This window comes from Thiomicrospira sp. WB1 (genome assembly GCF_001507535.1).
In the GTDB taxonomy this organism is placed as follows: Bacteria; Pseudomonadota; Gammaproteobacteria; order Thiomicrospirales; family Thiomicrospiraceae; genus Hydrogenovibrio.
In genome coordinates, this window is sequence record NZ_LQBN01000003.1 from 276,141 (window position 1) to 293,044 (window position 16,904).

At 50.2% G+C, this 16,904-nt stretch carries 15 protein-coding genes; 13 read left to right on the plus strand and 2 right to left on the minus strand.

Annotation, left to right across the window (positions count from 1 at the left end; translation table 11 throughout):
- Positions 1-10: 10 nt before the first annotated feature.
- The 8 genes from flhA (at position 11) to AVO41_RS08455 (ending at position 8,931) form a co-directional block, all read left to right on the plus strand.
- Positions 11-2,110, plus strand: a complete 2,100-nt coding sequence (gene flhA / locus AVO41_RS08420) for a flagellar biosynthesis protein FlhA (RefSeq protein WP_068585541.1) — start codon at positions 11-13, stop codon at positions 2,108-2,110.
- Entirely contained in the window at positions 2,111-3,283 is a 1,173-nt protein-coding gene (flhF, locus tag AVO41_RS08425) for a flagellar biosynthesis protein FlhF (protein ID WP_068585544.1), read from the plus strand.
- Positions 3,237-4,196: a MinD/ParA family protein gene (locus AVO41_RS08430; protein WP_082676670.1), complete on the plus strand. Its 960-nt coding sequence runs from the start codon at positions 3,237-3,239 to the stop codon at positions 4,194-4,196. Before flhF ends, AVO41_RS08430 begins: the two co-directional genes overlap by 47 nt.
- A gap of 38 nt (positions 4,197-4,234) precedes the next feature.
- The gene (locus AVO41_RS08435; protein WP_082676672.1) at positions 4,235-4,966 is read left to right on the plus strand and encodes an RNA polymerase sigma factor FliA; all 732 of its coding nucleotides are present in this window, start codon (positions 4,235-4,237) and stop codon (positions 4,964-4,966) included.
- A 63-nt stretch (positions 4,967-5,029) separates the two neighbouring features.
- Positions 5,030-5,437, plus strand: a complete 408-nt coding sequence (locus AVO41_RS08440) for a chemotaxis response regulator CheY (RefSeq protein WP_201022873.1) — start codon at positions 5,030-5,032, stop codon at positions 5,435-5,437.
- A 92-nt stretch (positions 5,438-5,529) separates the two neighbouring features.
- Positions 5,530-6,183 carry a protein phosphatase CheZ gene (locus tag AVO41_RS08445; protein WP_235584710.1) on the plus strand — a complete coding sequence of 218 codons (654 nt, stop codon included), beginning with the start codon at positions 5,530-5,532 and terminating at the stop codon, positions 6,181-6,183.
- Between the two features lie 201 nt (positions 6,184-6,384).
- The gene (locus tag AVO41_RS08450; RefSeq protein WP_068585556.1) at positions 6,385-8,397 is read left to right on the plus strand and encodes a chemotaxis protein CheA; all 2,013 of its coding nucleotides are present in this window, start codon (positions 6,385-6,387) and stop codon (positions 8,395-8,397) included.
- A 12-nt stretch (positions 8,398-8,409) separates the two neighbouring features.
- Positions 8,410-8,931: a chemotaxis protein CheW gene (locus AVO41_RS08455; protein WP_068585559.1), complete on the plus strand. Its 522-nt coding sequence runs from the start codon at positions 8,410-8,412 to the stop codon at positions 8,929-8,931.
- A gap of 42 nt (positions 8,932-8,973) precedes the next feature.
- Here the strand turns inward: AVO41_RS08455 and AVO41_RS08460 are convergent, their stop codons facing one another.
- Positions 8,974-9,840, minus strand: coding sequence for an Hsp33 family molecular chaperone HslO (locus AVO41_RS08460; protein ID WP_068585562.1), 867 nt, complete (start codon positions 9,838-9,840; stop codon positions 8,974-8,976).
- A gap of 252 nt (positions 9,841-10,092) precedes the next feature.
- On the opposite strand from AVO41_RS08460, the gene AVO41_RS08465 reads away from it, so the two are divergent.
- The 5 genes from AVO41_RS08465 to AVO41_RS08485 are packed head-to-tail and all read left to right on the plus strand — an operon-like array spanning position 10,093 to position 15,863.
- A complete protein-coding gene (locus AVO41_RS08465) occupies positions 10,093-10,668 on the plus strand; it encodes a heteromeric transposase endonuclease subunit TnsA (RefSeq protein WP_235584711.1) in 576 nt (191 codons plus the stop codon).
- A gap of 8 nt (positions 10,669-10,676) precedes the next feature.
- Positions 10,677-12,554 (plus strand): Mu transposase C-terminal domain-containing protein, encoded by a 1,878-nt coding sequence (locus tag AVO41_RS08470; RefSeq protein ID WP_068585570.1) that lies wholly within the window; start codon positions 10,677-10,679, stop codon positions 12,552-12,554.
- A complete protein-coding gene (locus AVO41_RS08475; protein WP_068585572.1) occupies positions 12,551-13,453 on the plus strand; it encodes a TniB family NTP-binding protein in 903 nt (300 codons plus the stop codon). Before AVO41_RS08470 ends, AVO41_RS08475 begins: the two co-directional genes overlap by 4 nt.
- 2 nt (positions 13,454-13,455) lie before the next feature.
- On the plus strand, positions 13,456-14,517 hold the full coding sequence (locus tag AVO41_RS08480) for a TniQ family protein (protein WP_068585575.1): 1,062 nt from the start codon (positions 13,456-13,458) through the stop codon (positions 14,515-14,517).
- Between the two features lie 56 nt (positions 14,518-14,573).
- Positions 14,574-15,863 carry a hypothetical protein gene (locus tag AVO41_RS08485; protein ID WP_153003519.1) on the plus strand — a complete coding sequence of 430 codons (1,290 nt, stop codon included), beginning with the start codon at positions 14,574-14,576 and terminating at the stop codon, positions 15,861-15,863.
- Position 15,864: 1 nt separating this feature from the next.
- Here the strand turns inward: AVO41_RS08485 and AVO41_RS08490 are convergent, their stop codons facing one another.
- On the minus strand, positions 15,865-16,890 hold the full coding sequence (locus AVO41_RS08490) for a hypothetical protein (RefSeq protein WP_153003520.1): 1,026 nt from the start codon (positions 16,888-16,890) through the stop codon (positions 15,865-15,867).
- Positions 16,891-16,904 lie beyond the last annotated feature (14 nt).

Here is a 16,904-nt window from a genome sequence, read left to right on the forward strand (position 1 = left end):
AAGACACTGAATGGATTTTCAACAGCTTCTCAATCAAGTCAAAGAATGGTTCAAGCGCGGCGTCGGGGTGCCGGTCGCGATTTTGGCCCTGTTGGCCATGGTGGTGGTACCTCTGCCGCCGTTTTTGCTGGATGTCTTTTTTACGTTTAACATCGCGCTGTCGCTCGTGGTGCTCATGGTGGCGCTGTACGCCACCCGTCCCCTTGATTTTGCCGTGTTCCCCACGATTATTCTGGTTGCAACCCTGTTCCGTCTGGCGCTCAATATTGCTTCGACGCGAGTGATTCTGCTTGAAGGCCATACCGGCGCCAATGCCGCCGGGAACGTGATCGAAGCATTCGGGGCCTTCGTGATCGGGGGCAACTTTGCGGTGGGCCTGGTGATTTTTGCCATTCTGGTGGTGATTAATTTCGTGGTGATCACCAAAGGTGCCGGGCGTGTGGCCGAAGTGAGCGCGCGTTTTACCCTGGATTCGATGCCGGGTAAGCAGATGGCGATTGATGCTGATTTGAATGCGGGGCTGATCACTCAGGAAGAAGCGCAGTTGCGTCGACAGGATGTGACCTCGGAGGCGGATTTTTACGGCTCGATGGATGGTGCCAGTAAGTTCGTGCGCGGGGATGCCGTCGCCGGGATTGTGATTTTGTTCATTAACCTGATCGGTGGGTTCTCCATCGGTATGGGGCAGCACGGCATGCCGTTCAACGAGGCGATTGAGGTCTATACGTTGCTGACTCTGGGCGACGGGTTGGTGGCCCAGATTCCGTCCTTACTCTTGTCGACGGCCACCGCTATTATTGTGACACGTGTTTCCACCGACAAAGACAAACAGGACATGAGCCAACAGGTACAGGCACAGATGTTTGCCAACCCCAAGGCTCTGGGTACCACAGCCGGGATTGTGGCGGTGTTTGGGGTGATCCCCGGCATGCCCAATGTCGCGTTTTTGACATTTGCCGCCATCGCCGGCGGCGGGGCCTATCTGATTCATCGGCAATCCAAAAAGGCGCCACCGCCGGAAGAACTGTTGGGCGAGTCGGATGAGGAAGCGCCGGATCAGCCACCGGAGCTGAGCTGGGATGATGTGCAGTCGGTGGATATCCTCGGGCTGGAAGTGGGGTATCGGCTGATCCCGATGGTGGACCAGTCCCAGAACGGACAGTTATTGGAACGGGTCAAAGGTGTGCGCCGCAAAGTGTCTCAGGAACTGGGCTTTTTGGTGCCGCCGGTACACATCCGGGACAATTTGGATTTAAAACCCAATGAATATAGAATTATGCTGATGGGTGTGGCCTCGGGTGAAGGCGAAGTGTTCCCGGATCGGGAGATGGCGATCAACCCCGGGCAGGTTTATGGCGAAATCAAAGGCACCGCAACCAAGGACCCAACCTTCGGACTGGATGCGGTCTGGATTGATCCGGCCGACCGTGAGCAGGCACAGGCACTGGGCTACACGGTGGTGGACGCCAGCACCGTGGTGGCCACACACATCAGTCAGGTGATTCAGGACTATGCGCCGGAGCTTCTGGGACACGATGAAACCCAGAAACTTCTCGACAAGCTCAAAGAAGTGTCACCCAAACTGGTTGAGGAACTGATTCCGGACCGTTTTTCACTGGCGGGTCTGGTACGGGTCCTGCAAAATCTTTTGGCGGAGAAGGTGTCCATCCGTGATCTGCGAACCATTTTGGAAGCTTTGACGGAAAAGGTTTCCGCCACCCAGGACCCGTCCGAGCTGACCATGCATGTGCGCTCGGCTCTGGGGCGCTCAATTGTTCAAAACATTGTCGGTTCGGCGGACGAATTGAAGGTGATTACATTGGAGCCTAGTTTGGAACAGTTGTTGCTACAAGCTGCACAAGGCGCCCCCGAAGGTCAGCTGGCCATTGAGCCGGGGCTGGCAGAGCGTTTGCACAATACCTTGAAAGAGGAGTCGCAAAAGCTCGAAATGGACGGCCAGACGGCGGTTCTGCTCGTGGCGCCCCAGATCCGGGCTCAGTTGGCACGTTTGTTTCGCTACAGCCTGTCAAATTTACAGGTGCTGGCGTATTCCGAGGTGCCAGAAAACCGACGCATCAGCGTGGTGGCCAATGTGGGGCAGGGAGATTAAATGAAACTCAAACGCTATTTAGCCCCGACCATGCGTCAGGCAATGGCGTTGGTGCGCGATGAGTTGGGCGACGATGCGGTGATTATGTCGAGCCGCAAAACCGATTCCGGGGTGGAAGTCGTGGCCGCCATCGACCCGGAAGCGCAGGCGTATAAGGCTCAGCCTAAGGAGGAACCCGCGGCTCGTAGCAGTTATTATTCGCCGGAGTATGAGGTGCAGGCCAGTGCTATGCCGCCTTCGGGAGGTCCTGAAATCCAGAAAATGGCCGATGAATTGCAAGCGGTCAAACAGATGCTGGAGAACCAGCTTTCGGGTCTGGCGTGGAACCAGACCGAAACCCGGGAGCCGGAGAAAGTGGCGCTGATCAAGCGTCTGGTCAAGCTGGGGCTGGGCTGGCAACTGGCTCAACGCCTGGCGGATGAAGCGCCTGCCAATTTTGACCAGGCCTGGTCTGACGTGCTGGCGCGCATCGAACAGGAGATTCCGGTCGATTCGCGCGACGTGATCGAAAGTGGCGGCATCGTCGCTTTGGTCGGGCCGACCGGGGTGGGCAAAACCACTACCATTGCGAAAATGGCCAGCCGGTTTGTGATGCGAAACAGCGCCAGCCAAATGGCACTGGTGACCACAGACTGTTACAAAATCGGCGCGCAGGCGCAATTGAAAACCTTCGCCGATTTGTTGGGCGTGCCGGTGCATGTGGCCAATTCGCAGGGCGAGCTATACAGCCTGCTCAGCTCATTGGCCAGCAAAAAACTGGTCCTGATTGATACCGCTGGCATCAGTCAGAAAGACATTATGTTGTCGCAGCAGTTTACCAAGGAACAACCTGGGTTGAATTCCATCCGCAATTACTTGGTGATGTCAGCGGCCACTCAGTTAAATGTGATGCAGGATGTGGTGCGTTCTTTCAGCCAGGTCGGTCTGCACGGATGCATTCTGACCAAAGTGGATGAAGCCCTGCAATTGGGGCATATATTAACCGTATTGATTGAGCATCAGCTGTCGGTGTCCTATTTATCGGGCGGTCAGCGGGTGCCGGAAGATTTGGAGCCGGTCAAAGTGAGAGATCTGGTGGACAAAGCCATTGTACTGGGGCAGCAGAATACCCAGATGGACCCGGACGATGCATTGCGTCTGGGGCTGGGCCGGGAGATATCCGATGCACAATGATCAGGCGGCCGGGTTACGCGCCATGCGCTCAGCCCGACAAAGCGAACCAACTGGGCAAACAGCCCCAGCAGCACAGCCAAAGGGGAAAAGGGTGAAACAAGACAAGCCAGTCAGAGTGCTTGCAGTCGCCAGCGGTAAGGGTGGCGTCGGCAAAACCAATGTTTCGGTCAACCTCGGGGTGGCGCTCACCAAAATGGGCAACCGGGTTCTGTTGATGGACGCCGATATGGGCCTGGCCAATGTGGATGTCATGCTGGGCCTGCAGACCCAATACAATCTATCACATGTGCTGGACGGTCAGAAAAGCCTGAAAGAGGTGATGGTGGATGCGCCGGGTGGGTTGAAAGTGATTCCCGCTGCGTCGGGTGTCAAACGGATGGCGCAATTGACCCCTGCTGAAAATGCTGGAATAATTAATGCCTTTGATGAAATTGACGGTCTTCTGGATGTGCTGGTCATTGATACGGCCGCCGGGATCGCGGACAGTGTGGTCAGTTTCTGTCGTGCCTCCCAAGAGGTGGTCGTGGTGGTAACTGATGAGCCCGCGTCCATGACCGATGCGTATGCATTGATCAAAGTGTTAAGCCGCGATTACGAACTGACCCGCTTTCAGCTTTTGGCCAATATGGCCAAGTCTGAAAAACATGGCAAAATGCTTTATGATAAGTTCTCACAGGTATGTGAACAGTTTCTGGATGTGCGCATCCAGTATTTGGGGACCATCCCGTTTGATACCGATTTGCGAGAATCGATTCAAAAGCAGACGCCGGTTACTCTGGCCAAACCCATGAGTGAATCGGCCAAAGCTTTCCGGAATTTGGCGCAAAAGATCAATGGTTGGCCAGTTCCGCAAGGCGTGACGGGCTATCTGCAGTTTTTTGTTGAGCGTTTGTTTCAGGCCAAATCGGACTGAACGTCCCGAGGCAGCGCGTAAATGGGGATGAAGGGTTTATGACAGGCACCCAGGTTTATGCCAAGGTTCAACAACAGTCCGCCGGGCAGGGCACGGGCATTGAAATTGAACCGTTTCTGCCCCTGGTCAAGCGCATTGCGTATCACCTGAAAGGTCGTTTGCCCGACAGTGTCATGGTCGAAGACCTGATTCAGTCTGGCATCATCGGTCTGATGGAGGCGGCTCAGAAGTTTGACGCCAATCAAGGGGCGACCTTTGAGACGTATGCCGGTATCCGGATTCGGGGCGCCATGCTCGATGAAATTCGCAAGGGGGACTGGACGCCCCGTTCCGTGCATCGAAAATCGCGGGAAGTGGCCGAGGCGATCAATCAGGTTGAGTCGCGTTTGGGGCGCGAAGCGCGGGATGAGGAAGTGGCGGAACACTTGGGTGTGTCACTCGGCGATTACTACCGTATGCTGCAGGACACCAACTCGTCACAACTCTTGTCGATTGATGAGCCGGATCATGACGAGTTGTCGGAAGAGCGGATGGTCAGCCAGAACAAAACCCCGATCGCCGAACTGGCTGAAGCTGGTTTTCATCAGGCGCTGGTGGCGCAGATTGAACATCTGCCGGAAAAAGAAAAGCTGGTCATGGCGCTTTATTATGACGAAGAATTGAACCTGAAAGAAATCGGACAGGTGTTGGAAGTCAGTGAATCTCGCGTGAGCCAGATTCACAGTCAGGCGATCAAACGACTGAAATCCAGGTTGAGAGATTGGATATAAACGGCAATGACAGCTGGCACGCGGTGTCAGGAAATGAATAAGATTTGAGGAACCACCATGCAAATAGATCGTAATATGAACATCCTGGTCGTGGACGATTTTTCGACCATGCGCCGAATTGTCAAAAACTTGCTGAAAGAACTTGGGTTCAGTAAATTTGATGAGGCGGATGATGGTGCGACCGCATGGCCCATGATTCAAAGCGGCAAGTATGACTTCATCGTCAGCGATTGGAATATGCCGGAAATGACGGGAATCGATTTGTTGCGTCATGTTCGAGCCGACGAGAAATTGAAGTCAACGCCTTTCCTGCTGATCACGGCGGAAGCCAAGCGTGCCCAGATTCTGGAGGCGGCCGAAGCCGGTGTGGATGGTTACATTGTCAAACCCTTTACGGCGGCCACGCTGAATGGCAAAATTGAAAAAATATTTGAACGGGTGGCCGAGCGCAAAAAGGCCGCAGGTGGCTAAATGACGACGCGCTGTTCGCAACCATATTAAAGAAAAAATAAAAGGAAGGCCTGTCCACGTGGATGGGCCTTTTTTGGTTTCAGGGAGAGGACATGAAAAACATTAAACCCAAACAAGTCAAATCACTGCTCAAGGCGCTGGAAAAAGAAAATTATGACAAGGCGTCAGAAATGTTGGATCAGATTGTGGCCAAGCGCAATGAATCCTTGATTGAAGGCGTGGAAGAGATCGCACAGAATTTGCACGATACGCTTGAAGGTTTTGGCCAGGATGCTCAGCTGTTGCGAGACACCAAGCACGGTTTGCCCGACGCCACCGAACGCCTGGAGTATGTGATGCAGACGACCGAGGAGGCCAGTAACAAAACACTGAGCGCGGCGGAAAACATGATTGGCCTGTTGGAATCGATTGAATCGCAGACATCGGATGAAAAAATTGCCGGGTATGTCAGACAGGCGCACGCGGAAATGACCGAGATCATGACCGCTCAATCGTTTCAGGATTTAACGGGACAGGTGTTGAATCGGGTGATTATGCTGGTGACCAGTCTGGAAGCCTCACTGAAAGATCTGATTCAGCGCTCCGGTCTCTCTTTGGATGCGATTCCGGCGGCTCACCAATCGGAAGCCGAACGCAAAGCTGAAGAAGAAAAAGGCATGGGCCCCAATGTGACCCGTGAAAGCCAAAAAGGCACGGTCGGTTCCCAAGCCGATGTGGATGCGATGTTGGATGACCTGGGAATTTGATCAGCGCGCAATCATGGCATGTGGTTTGCTTTGCAAGGGGTAAGCATTTGAAGTGTGCCAGAAATTTGGCGGAGGATGTCCGTCAGCGTTTGCGTTAAGTGGGTGCAGACGAACGTTGGATTGTTACCCATGTTCTGATGGACAAACCGTTTGCGACGCGCAAGGGGTGAGCTGGCCGCGTAATCAAAGAGGGTTGTCACCGTGGATGAAGAAATACTACAGGACTTTCTGGTTGAAGCCACAGAGCTGATCGAAGGACTGGATGAGCAGTTAACGGAGTTGGAGTCATCGCCGACTGATTCTGACTTGCTGAACGCCGTTTTTCGCGGGTTTCACACCATCAAAGGGGGCGCAGGGTTCCTGGGCATTACGCCTTTGGTTGAGCTGTGTCATCGTGCCGAAAACGTGTTCGATAAGATCCGCAACGGTGACCTGGAATACGACCATCACGCTTCCGATGTGATCATGCGAGCGTTCGATGAGATCAGTGACTTCATCGATCAGTTGAACGACGGTGTGCGTGAGTTTGATGATGAATCAAACAAGGATCTGATTGATGAGCTAGACCGTCTGCGCAGTGGCGGCGGAGACGACGACACGGCTCAGGCTGAGGCGGCCAAAGACGAAGGGGGGCAAGCCAGCGGTTCCGAAGCGTCGGCGCCCAAGCTTGAGCTGCCCGAAGGGGTCGACCCGGAAGGCGAAATCACCGATGATGAATTCGAAGCGTTGCTGCAACAGCGCGACCAATTGACGCAGTCTGAAGATGGCGGCAGCGGCGCGAAAAAGCTCGAACTGCCAGAAGGCGTGGACCCGGAGGGTGAAATCACCGACGACGAGTTCGAGGCGCTGCTGGCGCAACGCGACCAGTTGGAAGGTCAGGACAGCGGCGTTCCCGTCAGCGACAAGATCAGCGCCTACAGTGCGCCCAAAGAGGCTGCCCAGCCTGACAAGGCTGCGAAGCCCGAACCGAAAAAACCAGCAAAAGAAGCCAAAAAGCCGGAACCCAAAAAAGCGGATGCGGGCAAGGATAAAGCCCATAAGCCGGCTGCAGAATCCACCGTGCGAGTGGACACACGACGTCTCGATGAGATCATGAACCTGGTGGGCGAGCTGGTGCTGGTACGCAACCGCTTGCTGACACTGCGTGGCAGTGATGACGACACCGCCGAAGAGCTTTCCAGTGCCGTGGGCAATCTGGATCATGTCACCACGGATTTACAGGCGTCGGTGATGAAAACCCGGATGCAGCCGGTGAAAAAAGTGTTCGGTCGATTCCCGCGCGTGGTGCGCGACCTGTCTCGCAAGCTGGGCAAAGAAATCAACCTGGAAATGAAGGGCGAAGACACGGATCTGGACAAAAACCTGGTCGAAGCCTTGGCCGATCCGTTGGTGCATTTGGTGCGAAACTCGGTGGATCATGGGGTGGAAATGCCCGATGAGCGTGAGGCGGAAGGCAAGCCCCGCGAAGGCACCGTTATTTTGGCCGCGGAGCAGGAAGGGGATCACATTCTTCTGTCCATTACCGATGATGGCAAAGGCATGGACCCGGACAAACTGCGGGCCAAAGCCGTGGAAAAAGGGGTGATGGATGAGGTGTCGGCCAACCAGCTGGACGATAAATCCGCGTTTGAGCTGATCATGGCGGCTGGGTTCTCCACCGCGGATCAGGTCAGTGATATTTCCGGTCGCGGGGTGGGGATGGATGTGGTCAAAAACATGATCACCAAACTCAATGGCAGCATTGACATTCATTCCGCGCCGGGCGAAGGGACTCGAATCAGTATTCGTGTGCCTCTGACGCTGGCGATTCTGCCCACCTTGATGGTGGCATTTGAAGAAGACAGCTATGCCATCCCTCTGACCAGTGTGCAGGAAATCTTTGATTATGATGGGGATCAGATCAATAAAATCGACGGACAGATGATGGTGCGTCTGCGCGAAAAAAGCGTGCCCCTGCTGTTTTTGAAGGACTGGCTGAACCCCAGTTGCAGCAAAGACGATTTTTCCGGCGATAAGGTTGTGATCGTGTCGATCGGGAACCAGTATGCCGGACTGGTAGTGGATCAGGTCAATGGCCAGGAAGAGGTGGTCATCAAACCACTGGGTGTGATGATGAAACATCTGGAAGGCTATGCCGGGGCGACGATTACCGGCAACGGCAATATTGCGCTGATCCTGGATTTACCGGGTGTTCTCAAACGCTTTCAATTTTAGAGGAGATTCCGCATGAGTGTGGCCACAAAAGCGGCTTCCGCCGATGATCATGCCAGCAATCTGGCGCTGGACGGCATGTTGGACGAAGAAGGGCAGTTTTCAGGCCCCAGTGTTCGTTGTGTGCTGTTTGAGCTGGATCAGGAAGTGTATGGCATCAATGTCAAAAAAATTCGTGAAGTGTTGCGGGTGGGGCAAATTCGCCAGGTGCAGGGTGCCGACCCAACCGTTTTGGGGGTGATCAATGTGCGCGGCGTCATCGTCTCGGTAATTGATACCCGTATGACCTACGGGTTGGGCAGTAAAGAGCCAGATGAGTTATCTCGCATCATCATTGTTGAATTGGATGAAGATAATATCGTGGGCATGCTGGTCGACAGTGTGATGGAGGTCAAAGACATCCCGGAAAAACAGTTTGAGCCTATGTCCTCCACCAAAGAAAACGCCTCACGCTATCTTCAGGGCATTGCCCATTATCAGGGCGATGTCATTATCCTGATCGATGTGGACAGCATGTTTGCTGGGGCTATTGAATAACCGTTTTTACCAGGCCTGGTAAAAACGGAGTTGTTTTGGTTCTTAGTGTTTGAGCGTGCTTTCATCCGTCGGATGAAACAGCGCTTCGATGTCGGCCAGATCAAATCGTTCGTGGAAATTGCACACTTCGTTGTGCACCACAATTTCCCCTTCCTGTTCAATGACGCGTCGGGCTTCTTCCTCGCCCAAGGACCGGATCATTTCTTTGACTTTTTCGCGGTCACGCGGGCATTCGTACGCCACCGTTGAAGGCTCGTAGAGTCGGACGGTTTCTTCGTGGAAAAGCCGATGCAACAGAGTCTCCGCAGGCAGGGTTAAGAGTTCTTCGCTGCCCACTGTGTCGGATAAGGCAGCAATGCGTTCCCAGCCATCGGCATCCTGTTCATCCGTGGTCGGCATTTTTTGAATCAGCAAGCCTGCGATGGCGTGCTCATTGGCGGCGAGCCAGAGTTTGGAGGGCAGTTGATCAGACTGGCTCAGGTAGTGCGTGAAGCACTCAGCCACCGTGTCGCCCTGGCGCAATACGTAAGATTGAAAGAGTTTATTGGTGACGGTGTTTTCCAGTGTGATCATGATCTGGCCATCGCCCAGCAAATCATGGATGCCTGCAAGCTCGGGTTCAATCGCGCCTCGCGTTTTGGCCACACCGCGTAATTGAAGCTGGTCGGTGACTTCCACCATCAACAAACTTACCGGCCCTTTTCCCTGTACTTGCAAAGTGAGGCGTCCCGGGTGCTTCATTCCCTTGGCCAGCAAAATGGCCATGGCAGTCAACTCGCCCAAAAGGGTTTGCAACGCAGGGGTATAGTGGCGGTCTTCGATCATGGCCTGCCAGGCTTGTGCGACCTGAAGGTGTTGACCTCGAATGTTGAGTTCGGAAAATAAAAAATTACGGGCTTGGTCTTCCATGGCGCCTCCTCAATAAACGGTGACCCTGTTTAAGCGCTGTTGTGACTTACATCGCTAGTTTGTACTGTCACCAACGATTTTACACCGTTTTTACATTGTTGTTTTGTATTGGGTTTAATATGAATTCTGTTATAGTCGATTCGTACACCAGTGACTTGTACCGGATTCAGCGCCATGTCAGCCAGAAGCATTCCAAAAAACTATCGCAACGTAACGGGAATTTATGCGTCCGCCAAGTCCGAGGATGCGGCTATGTTTGAATCGACCTTGGAGCGCGATTTTATCACAACACTAGAGTTCGACAGTAAGGTAACCAGCTTTGATGTCCAGCCTGTGCAAATTGAATGGTTCGACAAAAACGGCAAGCGGCGCTCTTACACTCCGGACATTCTTGTGAAAAGAAAAACTCGCTCCGGTGAGGAAACGGTCTTGGTTGAAGTGAAGTACCGCTCGGACCTGGAGAAGGATTGGGCGGACCTGAAGCCCAAACTGATGGCCGGTCTTCGCTATGCCAAACAGCGGGGCTGGAAGTTCAAAATCATGACCGAAGTCGAAATCCGCACGATTTTGTTGAAAAACGCCAAATTCCTGATGCCTTTCATCCGTCGTGGTGCGGATCGTGAAGGCGATATGACGTTGATCGACAACAAGCTTAAAGAGTTGAGGCAGTCGACGCCCAAGGCGTTACTCGAACAGCTCGCATACAGCGACTGGGACAAGGCGGCGTTGCTGCCCACGCTTTGGTACTTGATCGGGACGAAACAAATCCGGTGCGACCTTTATGGGGCGCAACTCAATATGAATACACCGATTTATTGGAAACCATAGAGGTAGGTATGGTGGCTGAATCCGGAATGCTGAAATTGGAACCGGGCGAATCCGTTTCTTATCACGGGGAAGAGTATTTCATTCGCCAGGTGACCGACCTGACCCACGTCATGCTGATCCATCCGAAGACGAGCACACTTAAAGAAGTGCGAATCTCCGAAATCAGCGGCATCAATTTTGACGAGGCCAAACCCACCGAGGATTTGGAGCTGATTCCGGAAGCCAAGTGGGATAAGGCCTTAAAGCGCTTCGGTATTATCAAGCCCCTGCTGGTTAAGGGAAGAACCCGCGCCATGGTCGAAAGCCGGGCCATTGAGCACGGATATTCCGCCAATACGCTTTACAACTGGATCAGGAGCTACGAGGAGACCGGCAAGGTAACGGATTTGTTGCCGGGAAAAAGGGCCGATAAGGGGGAAGCGAAACTAAGCCCGGAGCTGCAAGACCTGATCAAAAGCGTCATTAAGACCGAATATAAAACGAAGCAGAAGAAATCGGTCACCAAGGTACACCGAGAACTGAAGATCCAGTGCCGAGACAAGGGACTGAAGCCGCCGCACTACAACACTCTGAGAAACTGGATCAACAAGGAATCTCCCAAAGAATTGCAAAGGGTCAGGGAAGGCGACAAAAAAGCGGCGGAAAAGTACAGCCATATTCAGGGCAAATTTCCCGGAGCCGACTGGCCTTTTTCCTACGTCCAGGTGGACCATACGTGGCTGGACGTCCAACTGTGCGACGACCATTGGCGTCGTCCCGTCGGTCGTCCCTGGATAACGGTCGTGTTCGACGTCTTCTCCAGAATGGTGCTCGGCTTCCGAGTCGGATTCGATGCGCCTTCCGGTTTGGTGACCGGTCTTGCGATTGCTCATTCGGCGCTGCCTAAAGAGGATTGGCTGGCCAAATACAATGTCAACGGAGAGTGGCCGTGCTGGGGAATAAATTATGGTTCGCTTCACATGGATAACGCCAAGGAGTTCCGTGGCAAATTGATTCAACGTGCATGCGACCAGTACGGCATTAACGTCGAGTGGAGACCGGTTGCGCGGCCTCATTACGGCGCGCACATCGAGCGTTACCTCGGCACCTTGGCCGAAGAGTTGAAAGGGGTGTCCGGCGCAACGTTTTCCAATGTTGCCGAAAAAGGAAACTACGACAGCGAAGGCAACGCCGTGCTTACGTTGTCCGACCTCGAAGAGTGGCTGACCCTGTATATTGTCGGCGTTTACCATAACACCAACCATTCGGCTTTGGGTATGCCGCCTTTGGCAAAGTTCCGGCAAGGGCTTTTAGGTGACAATGAGAATCCGGGAATCGGTCTGCCAGCTCAAATCCAAGGCCCCCGTCGTTTCCGTTTGGACTTTCTTCCGTTCATTGAAAGAACGGTTCAAAGAAGCGGGATCGTTGTCGACGAGGTGGTGTATTTTGCAGACGTCTTGCGACGCTGGATCAATGCGCCCGATCCTGAAAAGCCGAGCGTCAAACGCAAGTTTATCGTCCGACGGGACCCTCGGGACATCAGCACGATTTGGTTTTTCGACCCCGACGACAACGAATACTACCCGGTTCCCTACCGAAACACCGCCTATCCGCCGGTGAGCGTGTGGGAGTGGCGGGCCGCGCAAGCGAGGCTGAAACAGGAGCAAAAAGGCCGACAGGACGAAGACCTGATCTTCGCCACGATTAAGCGCATGCGCGAGATTGAGGAAGAAGCGGCGAGAAAAACCAAGTCGGCTCGCAGGGCCCAGGAACGCAAGAAGCACGTATCCATGCTGCCGCTCCAGCCGGAACCCCAAACCGATACGAATGCGGATGAGGAGTCAAGTGAGGAAGTGGTTCCGAAGAAGACGATCACGCCATTCGAAGATCTGGACGAAATGCTATGAGCTTGGAGCATCTGACCCCTAAAACGAGAGAGCTGCTCAAACTCGATGATGAAGAGCGTATCCGGGTTATCCGTGCCTCACGTTGGGTCGGCTATCCTCGGGCTAAAAAGCTGCTGGCAAAGCTTAATGAGCTGTTGGACTATCCGAGGACCGACCGCATGCCCAACTTGCTCATTATCGGCGACACGAACAACGGCAAGACGATGCTGGTCAAACGGTTCTGCAATATGCATCCCGCGTCCGACAATCCAGAGGGCTACAGCGTGTCCCTTCCGGTGTTGTACGTCGAGTGTCCTCCCAAGCCCGACGAGGGGCGGCTATATGACGAGATTTTGGGCAAGCTCTACCAAAAGTTCAAGGAGCGGGACAATGCCGGTAAAAAGCAGTCCCAGGTGCTGAAAGTCTGTGAAACAATCGGCGTCAAAATGATCATACTGGACGAGGTGCAACATATTCTTGCGGGCAGCCACAACCAGCAGCGCCTGTTTTTGAACGTGCTCAAGACCTTGGGTAACAAGCTGAAGGTTCCGATCGTGGCCGTCGGTATTAGGGAGGCGTTCAACGCCATCCAAACGGACGCGCAGCTGGCGAACCGGTTCGAGCTCGCACCGCTGCCGCGATGGCGGCTCGGGGACGAGGATTACGAACGGCTTTTGGCGAGTTTCGAGGCCTTGCTGCCGTTGAACCAACCGTCCTACCTCTATGAGAACCAGCTGGCCAATAAGCTTTTTTCAATGACCGACGGTTACATTGGTGAACTGGCCCGCGTGCTTTCCAAGGCGGCCGAAGAGGCGATCCGTTCCGGAGAGGAAAGAATTACGCTGAAAATTCTCAAACAATTGGATTGGGTCGCGCCTTCCGAAAGGAAACGGCAAATGGACCGGATTTTGGGGATTTGACCATGTTATCGGGTAAGCTTTGGCCGGTTCACCCACATCCTTACCCGAACGAATTGATGTCCTCTTGGTTGGTCAGAATCGCGCACGCCAATGGCGAAAAGGTGCAGACGTTTTGCCATCAAGAGTTCGGTGTCAAACACCAGGTTTGGAACCGGGATATCGACCGGCTCGGACCTGACTGGCTTCTCAGTCAACTTGCAGAGAAAACGGCGACAGCCATAAAGGTTGTCCGGCAGACGACATTAAAGCGTTATGAAGGTGTTCTGTTTCAACATGCAAGGAACTCTGGAGTCGAACCCTGGATCACCCCGCTAAAGGTTTACCACCGTAAGCATAATGGTTTTGGTATGCAATTTTGTCCTCAATGCTTGAAAGAAGACGAAGAGCCTTATTTCAGGACGCATTGGCGGGTCGCGCTTTACACATTTTGCCCAAAGCACCAAATTATGATGCATGATCGGTGTCAGGAATGTGGAGAACCGGTGGCGTTTCATCGAATTGAACTAGGAAAGGGGAACGAAGAGGTGGGTTTGGAGAAGAAGCTCGCCACCTGCTTTAATTGCGGTTTCTACTTGGCGGCATCGAAAAGAGAAAAAGCTGACCATTTAACCTGGAATGTTTTTGAGAATTGGCAAGACACTCTGTTGGGTTTAGAAGGTGTTAGTTTGACCGAGTATGATATAGAGCGACTGGTCGTATTACATCAATTTTCAAAACTTTTGACATCAAAAGCGACATCGGAAAAGTTATTGAAATTCATTGAAGAGACGATGTCTTTGAGTTTAAACCGGCCAAATTTAGAGTTAAAGTCTTTTGATAAAAATGACCTTTCTATACGTCATCAAACAATTGGATGCGGATGGTGGCTATTAATGGATTGGCCTAATAACTTATATTGGACTTGGCTGAACGGTGCCGTTCGTTACAATCAACTGTTGAAGGATTTATGGTTCATACCTAGCTGGTATTCAGCTGAAGTAACCTTTTTTAACGTTAATTACAGGAAAAGGCTTGATTTACTAGAGAAAGGCAACAAAACTCATTCTATTCATCTACCGGAATGAAAAAATAACAGTTATAATTCCTTAAATTTCATTTTGTATTATTTTTAAGGCTGTTCATGTCCACTTCCTTAGCTAATCAAGAAAATTTGTTTGATAAATGGGTTGATCAACTTAAGGTTGAAGCTCCTCACTCATCAAATCAGCCAAGTATAAACCTACCTTACCAAAGATGGTTTAGGTTTAAAGAAGCATATTCTCCACAATTGGTTTCCGACATTGTCTCGTCACTTGAGACTAGGCCTGTGACAGTTTTGGATCCGTTTGGAGGGTGTGGAACTACCGCAGTAACATGTCAATTTTTAGGCATTACGCCAACAGCCATTGAAGTTAACCCCTTTTTAGCGGATTTAACCCAATCGAAACTTTCTCAATATGACTTGAATGATTTAAAAAGTGCGAAATTAGACCTTCTTCAAGCAGTGGACCGTATACACATAACTCAAAAAGATATTGATAAATATCCCCCTACATTTTGTGAGCCAGGAATAAAAGATAGGTGGTTGTTTAGTGAAGCATTATTTCATCGAATTTTACAGTATAAGGCTGTTATTAATTCATTTGAAGATCAAGACGTTAAGCGTTTATTTAAGGTTGTTTTAGGTAGTTGTCTGATTCCGGTTAGCAACGTGTTGATCGATGGAAAAGGAAGGAAATATAGAAAAAACTGGCTAGAAAATCAATCTAAAGTAGATGATTTTGAAGAGCTGTTTCTGCAAAAATTAGACGAAGTAATATGTGATATAAGAGAGTATGGTGCGAAGACTAGAGACTTTAATTTATTAAAAGGTGATTGTCGTGAACAAATAAAAAATGTTCAAAGTTTTGATTTGTCGATATTTTCTCCACCTTATCCCAATACTTTCGATTATACCGATGTTTATAATGTTGAACTTTGGATTTTGGATTATATAAAGTCTAATGAGCAGTGTCTTTCATTAAGATCAGAAACGTTGCGATCTCATGTTCAAGTTAAAAGAGATTATGGGAATATTTATGCAAAATCCTTTTTGTTGGAGCAGGTAGAAAAACAACTAAAGGAAATTGAGCAGAATCTTTGGCATAAAGATATACCAAGTATGGTTGGAGCTTATTTTAGTGATTTGGGTGGATTGTTAATGGAAATGCGAACCAAGATAGCAGTTGATGGAAATATCATTATGGTTGTTGGTGATAGTGCATATAAGTCAATCAGAGTACCTGTTGCCGATATACTTGAAGAAATTGCTATAAGTATTGGATACAAAACACATAAAAAAGAAGTTCTTAGAAAGCTAAGGACGAGTTACCAACAGGGGAGGCGACAAGATTTAGATGAAACTATGCTTTGGGTTGTTCCTTCATCCTAAATTATGAACTTGTCGTTAATATTGGTTCAATAAAGAACCGCAGCGGTTCATCAAAATCTGGCCGTATTTCATCATATTTTGGATCATATTCTATTTCTTTATTTTGGTAGAAGAATAAGTCTTCGTCTTTTCGACGAGCATCAAAGACAATTAAATATCCCCTAGTTTCATTTTGTGGCTCGTGAGAGCTTATTTTATCAAGATAGTCGTTGAGTTGTTTTGCACCTTCTTTGGCTCTGGCATCACGATATTTAATCTTTTTTCCTGAGTTACTTATAGAGTCTCCAAGCCACTTGACTTCTAGTATTGCTGTTCTATTAGTATTTTTAAAGGTAACCTTGATATCAACTGGATGTGAGTCGTCAACATTCTGTTCAGGGTGAACAACTGCTCTCCTTGTGAAAACATTTTTAAGAAACTGAGTAAGAGAATCGCGCATATAATGTTCAGGTCTTGATTTGAACTCCTTTCTGTCTTTGGGGTTGTGCCATGCATCGTTTAAAAGCATACAAGTACTTTTTCTCGCTGATTCATCTTTGTAGGCTTTTAGTTGGCACCTTAAAAATTCAAAATCAAGATTTGTAAAACAGGATTTTTTATTATCTGGTTGAGTTAATTGTATTGTCACATTGTTGTGAGTGATAAATTCTTTTTTATCAGAAGTTAGTTTATAAAAATTTCCTTCTAATTGAAGCTTCTCAATTTGTTCAATATCTAAAATAGATGACCAAATTTGCTCTTCTTCATCTACGAAAAGACAGATGTCATTATTCCTATTTTCTTTTGAATAAAAATATAGAAGCTCATCCATACAATCTATCTTATTAAGTTGCGTATTTTTGATCGATTCATTAGTAACTGTACCTATTAAAACTTGGCCATTAATAGATTCAAAAGATACATAGTTAAAAAAATGCTTTATATTTCTGACTAAATTAATCATTTCTATTGTTGGTATGCCATTAATCGAAGCAATAGAAAAAAACATATTTTTTATGTGGTTTATTGTTGAGTTTAAATTGTTCATATTAAAATAAAATC

Excerpts from the sequence above, each read along its gene's own strand:
- AVO41_RS08460 (WP_068585562.1), bottom strand. The coding sequence starts at position 9,840 with ATGGAAGACCAAGCCCGTAATTTTTTATTTTCCGAACTCAACATTCGA.
- flhF (WP_068585544.1), top strand. The coding sequence starts at position 2,111 with ATGAAACTCAAACGCTATTTAGCCCCGACCATGCGTCAGGCAATGGCG.
- AVO41_RS08445 (WP_235584710.1), top strand. The coding sequence starts at position 5,530 with ATGAAAAACATTAAACCCAAACAAGTCAAATCACTGCTCAAGGCGCTG.
- AVO41_RS08455 (WP_068585559.1), top strand. The coding sequence starts at position 8,410 with ATGAGTGTGGCCACAAAAGCGGCTTCCGCCGATGATCATGCCAGCAAT.
- AVO41_RS08485 (WP_153003519.1), top strand. The coding sequence starts at position 14,574 with ATGTCCACTTCCTTAGCTAATCAAGAAAATTTGTTTGATAAATGGGTT.
- AVO41_RS08480 (WP_068585575.1), top strand. The coding sequence starts at position 13,456 with ATGTTATCGGGTAAGCTTTGGCCGGTTCACCCACATCCTTACCCGAAC.
- AVO41_RS08475 (WP_068585572.1), top strand. The coding sequence starts at position 12,551 with ATGAGCTTGGAGCATCTGACCCCTAAAACGAGAGAGCTGCTCAAACTC.
- AVO41_RS08470 (WP_068585570.1), top strand. The coding sequence starts at position 10,677 with ATGGTGGCTGAATCCGGAATGCTGAAATTGGAACCGGGCGAATCCGTT.
- AVO41_RS08435 (WP_082676672.1), top strand. The coding sequence starts at position 4,235 with ATGACAGGCACCCAGGTTTATGCCAAGGTTCAACAACAGTCCGCCGGG.
- AVO41_RS08465 (WP_235584711.1), top strand. The coding sequence starts at position 10,093 with ATGTTTGAATCGACCTTGGAGCGCGATTTTATCACAACACTAGAGTTC.
- flhA (WP_068585541.1), top strand. The coding sequence starts at position 11 with ATGGATTTTCAACAGCTTCTCAATCAAGTCAAAGAATGGTTCAAGCGC.
- AVO41_RS08490 (WP_153003520.1), bottom strand. The coding sequence starts at position 16,890 with ATGAACAATTTAAACTCAACAATAAACCACATAAAAAATATGTTTTTT.
- AVO41_RS08430 (WP_082676670.1), top strand. The coding sequence starts at position 3,237 with ATGCATTGCGTCTGGGGCTGGGCCGGGAGATATCCGATGCACAATGAT.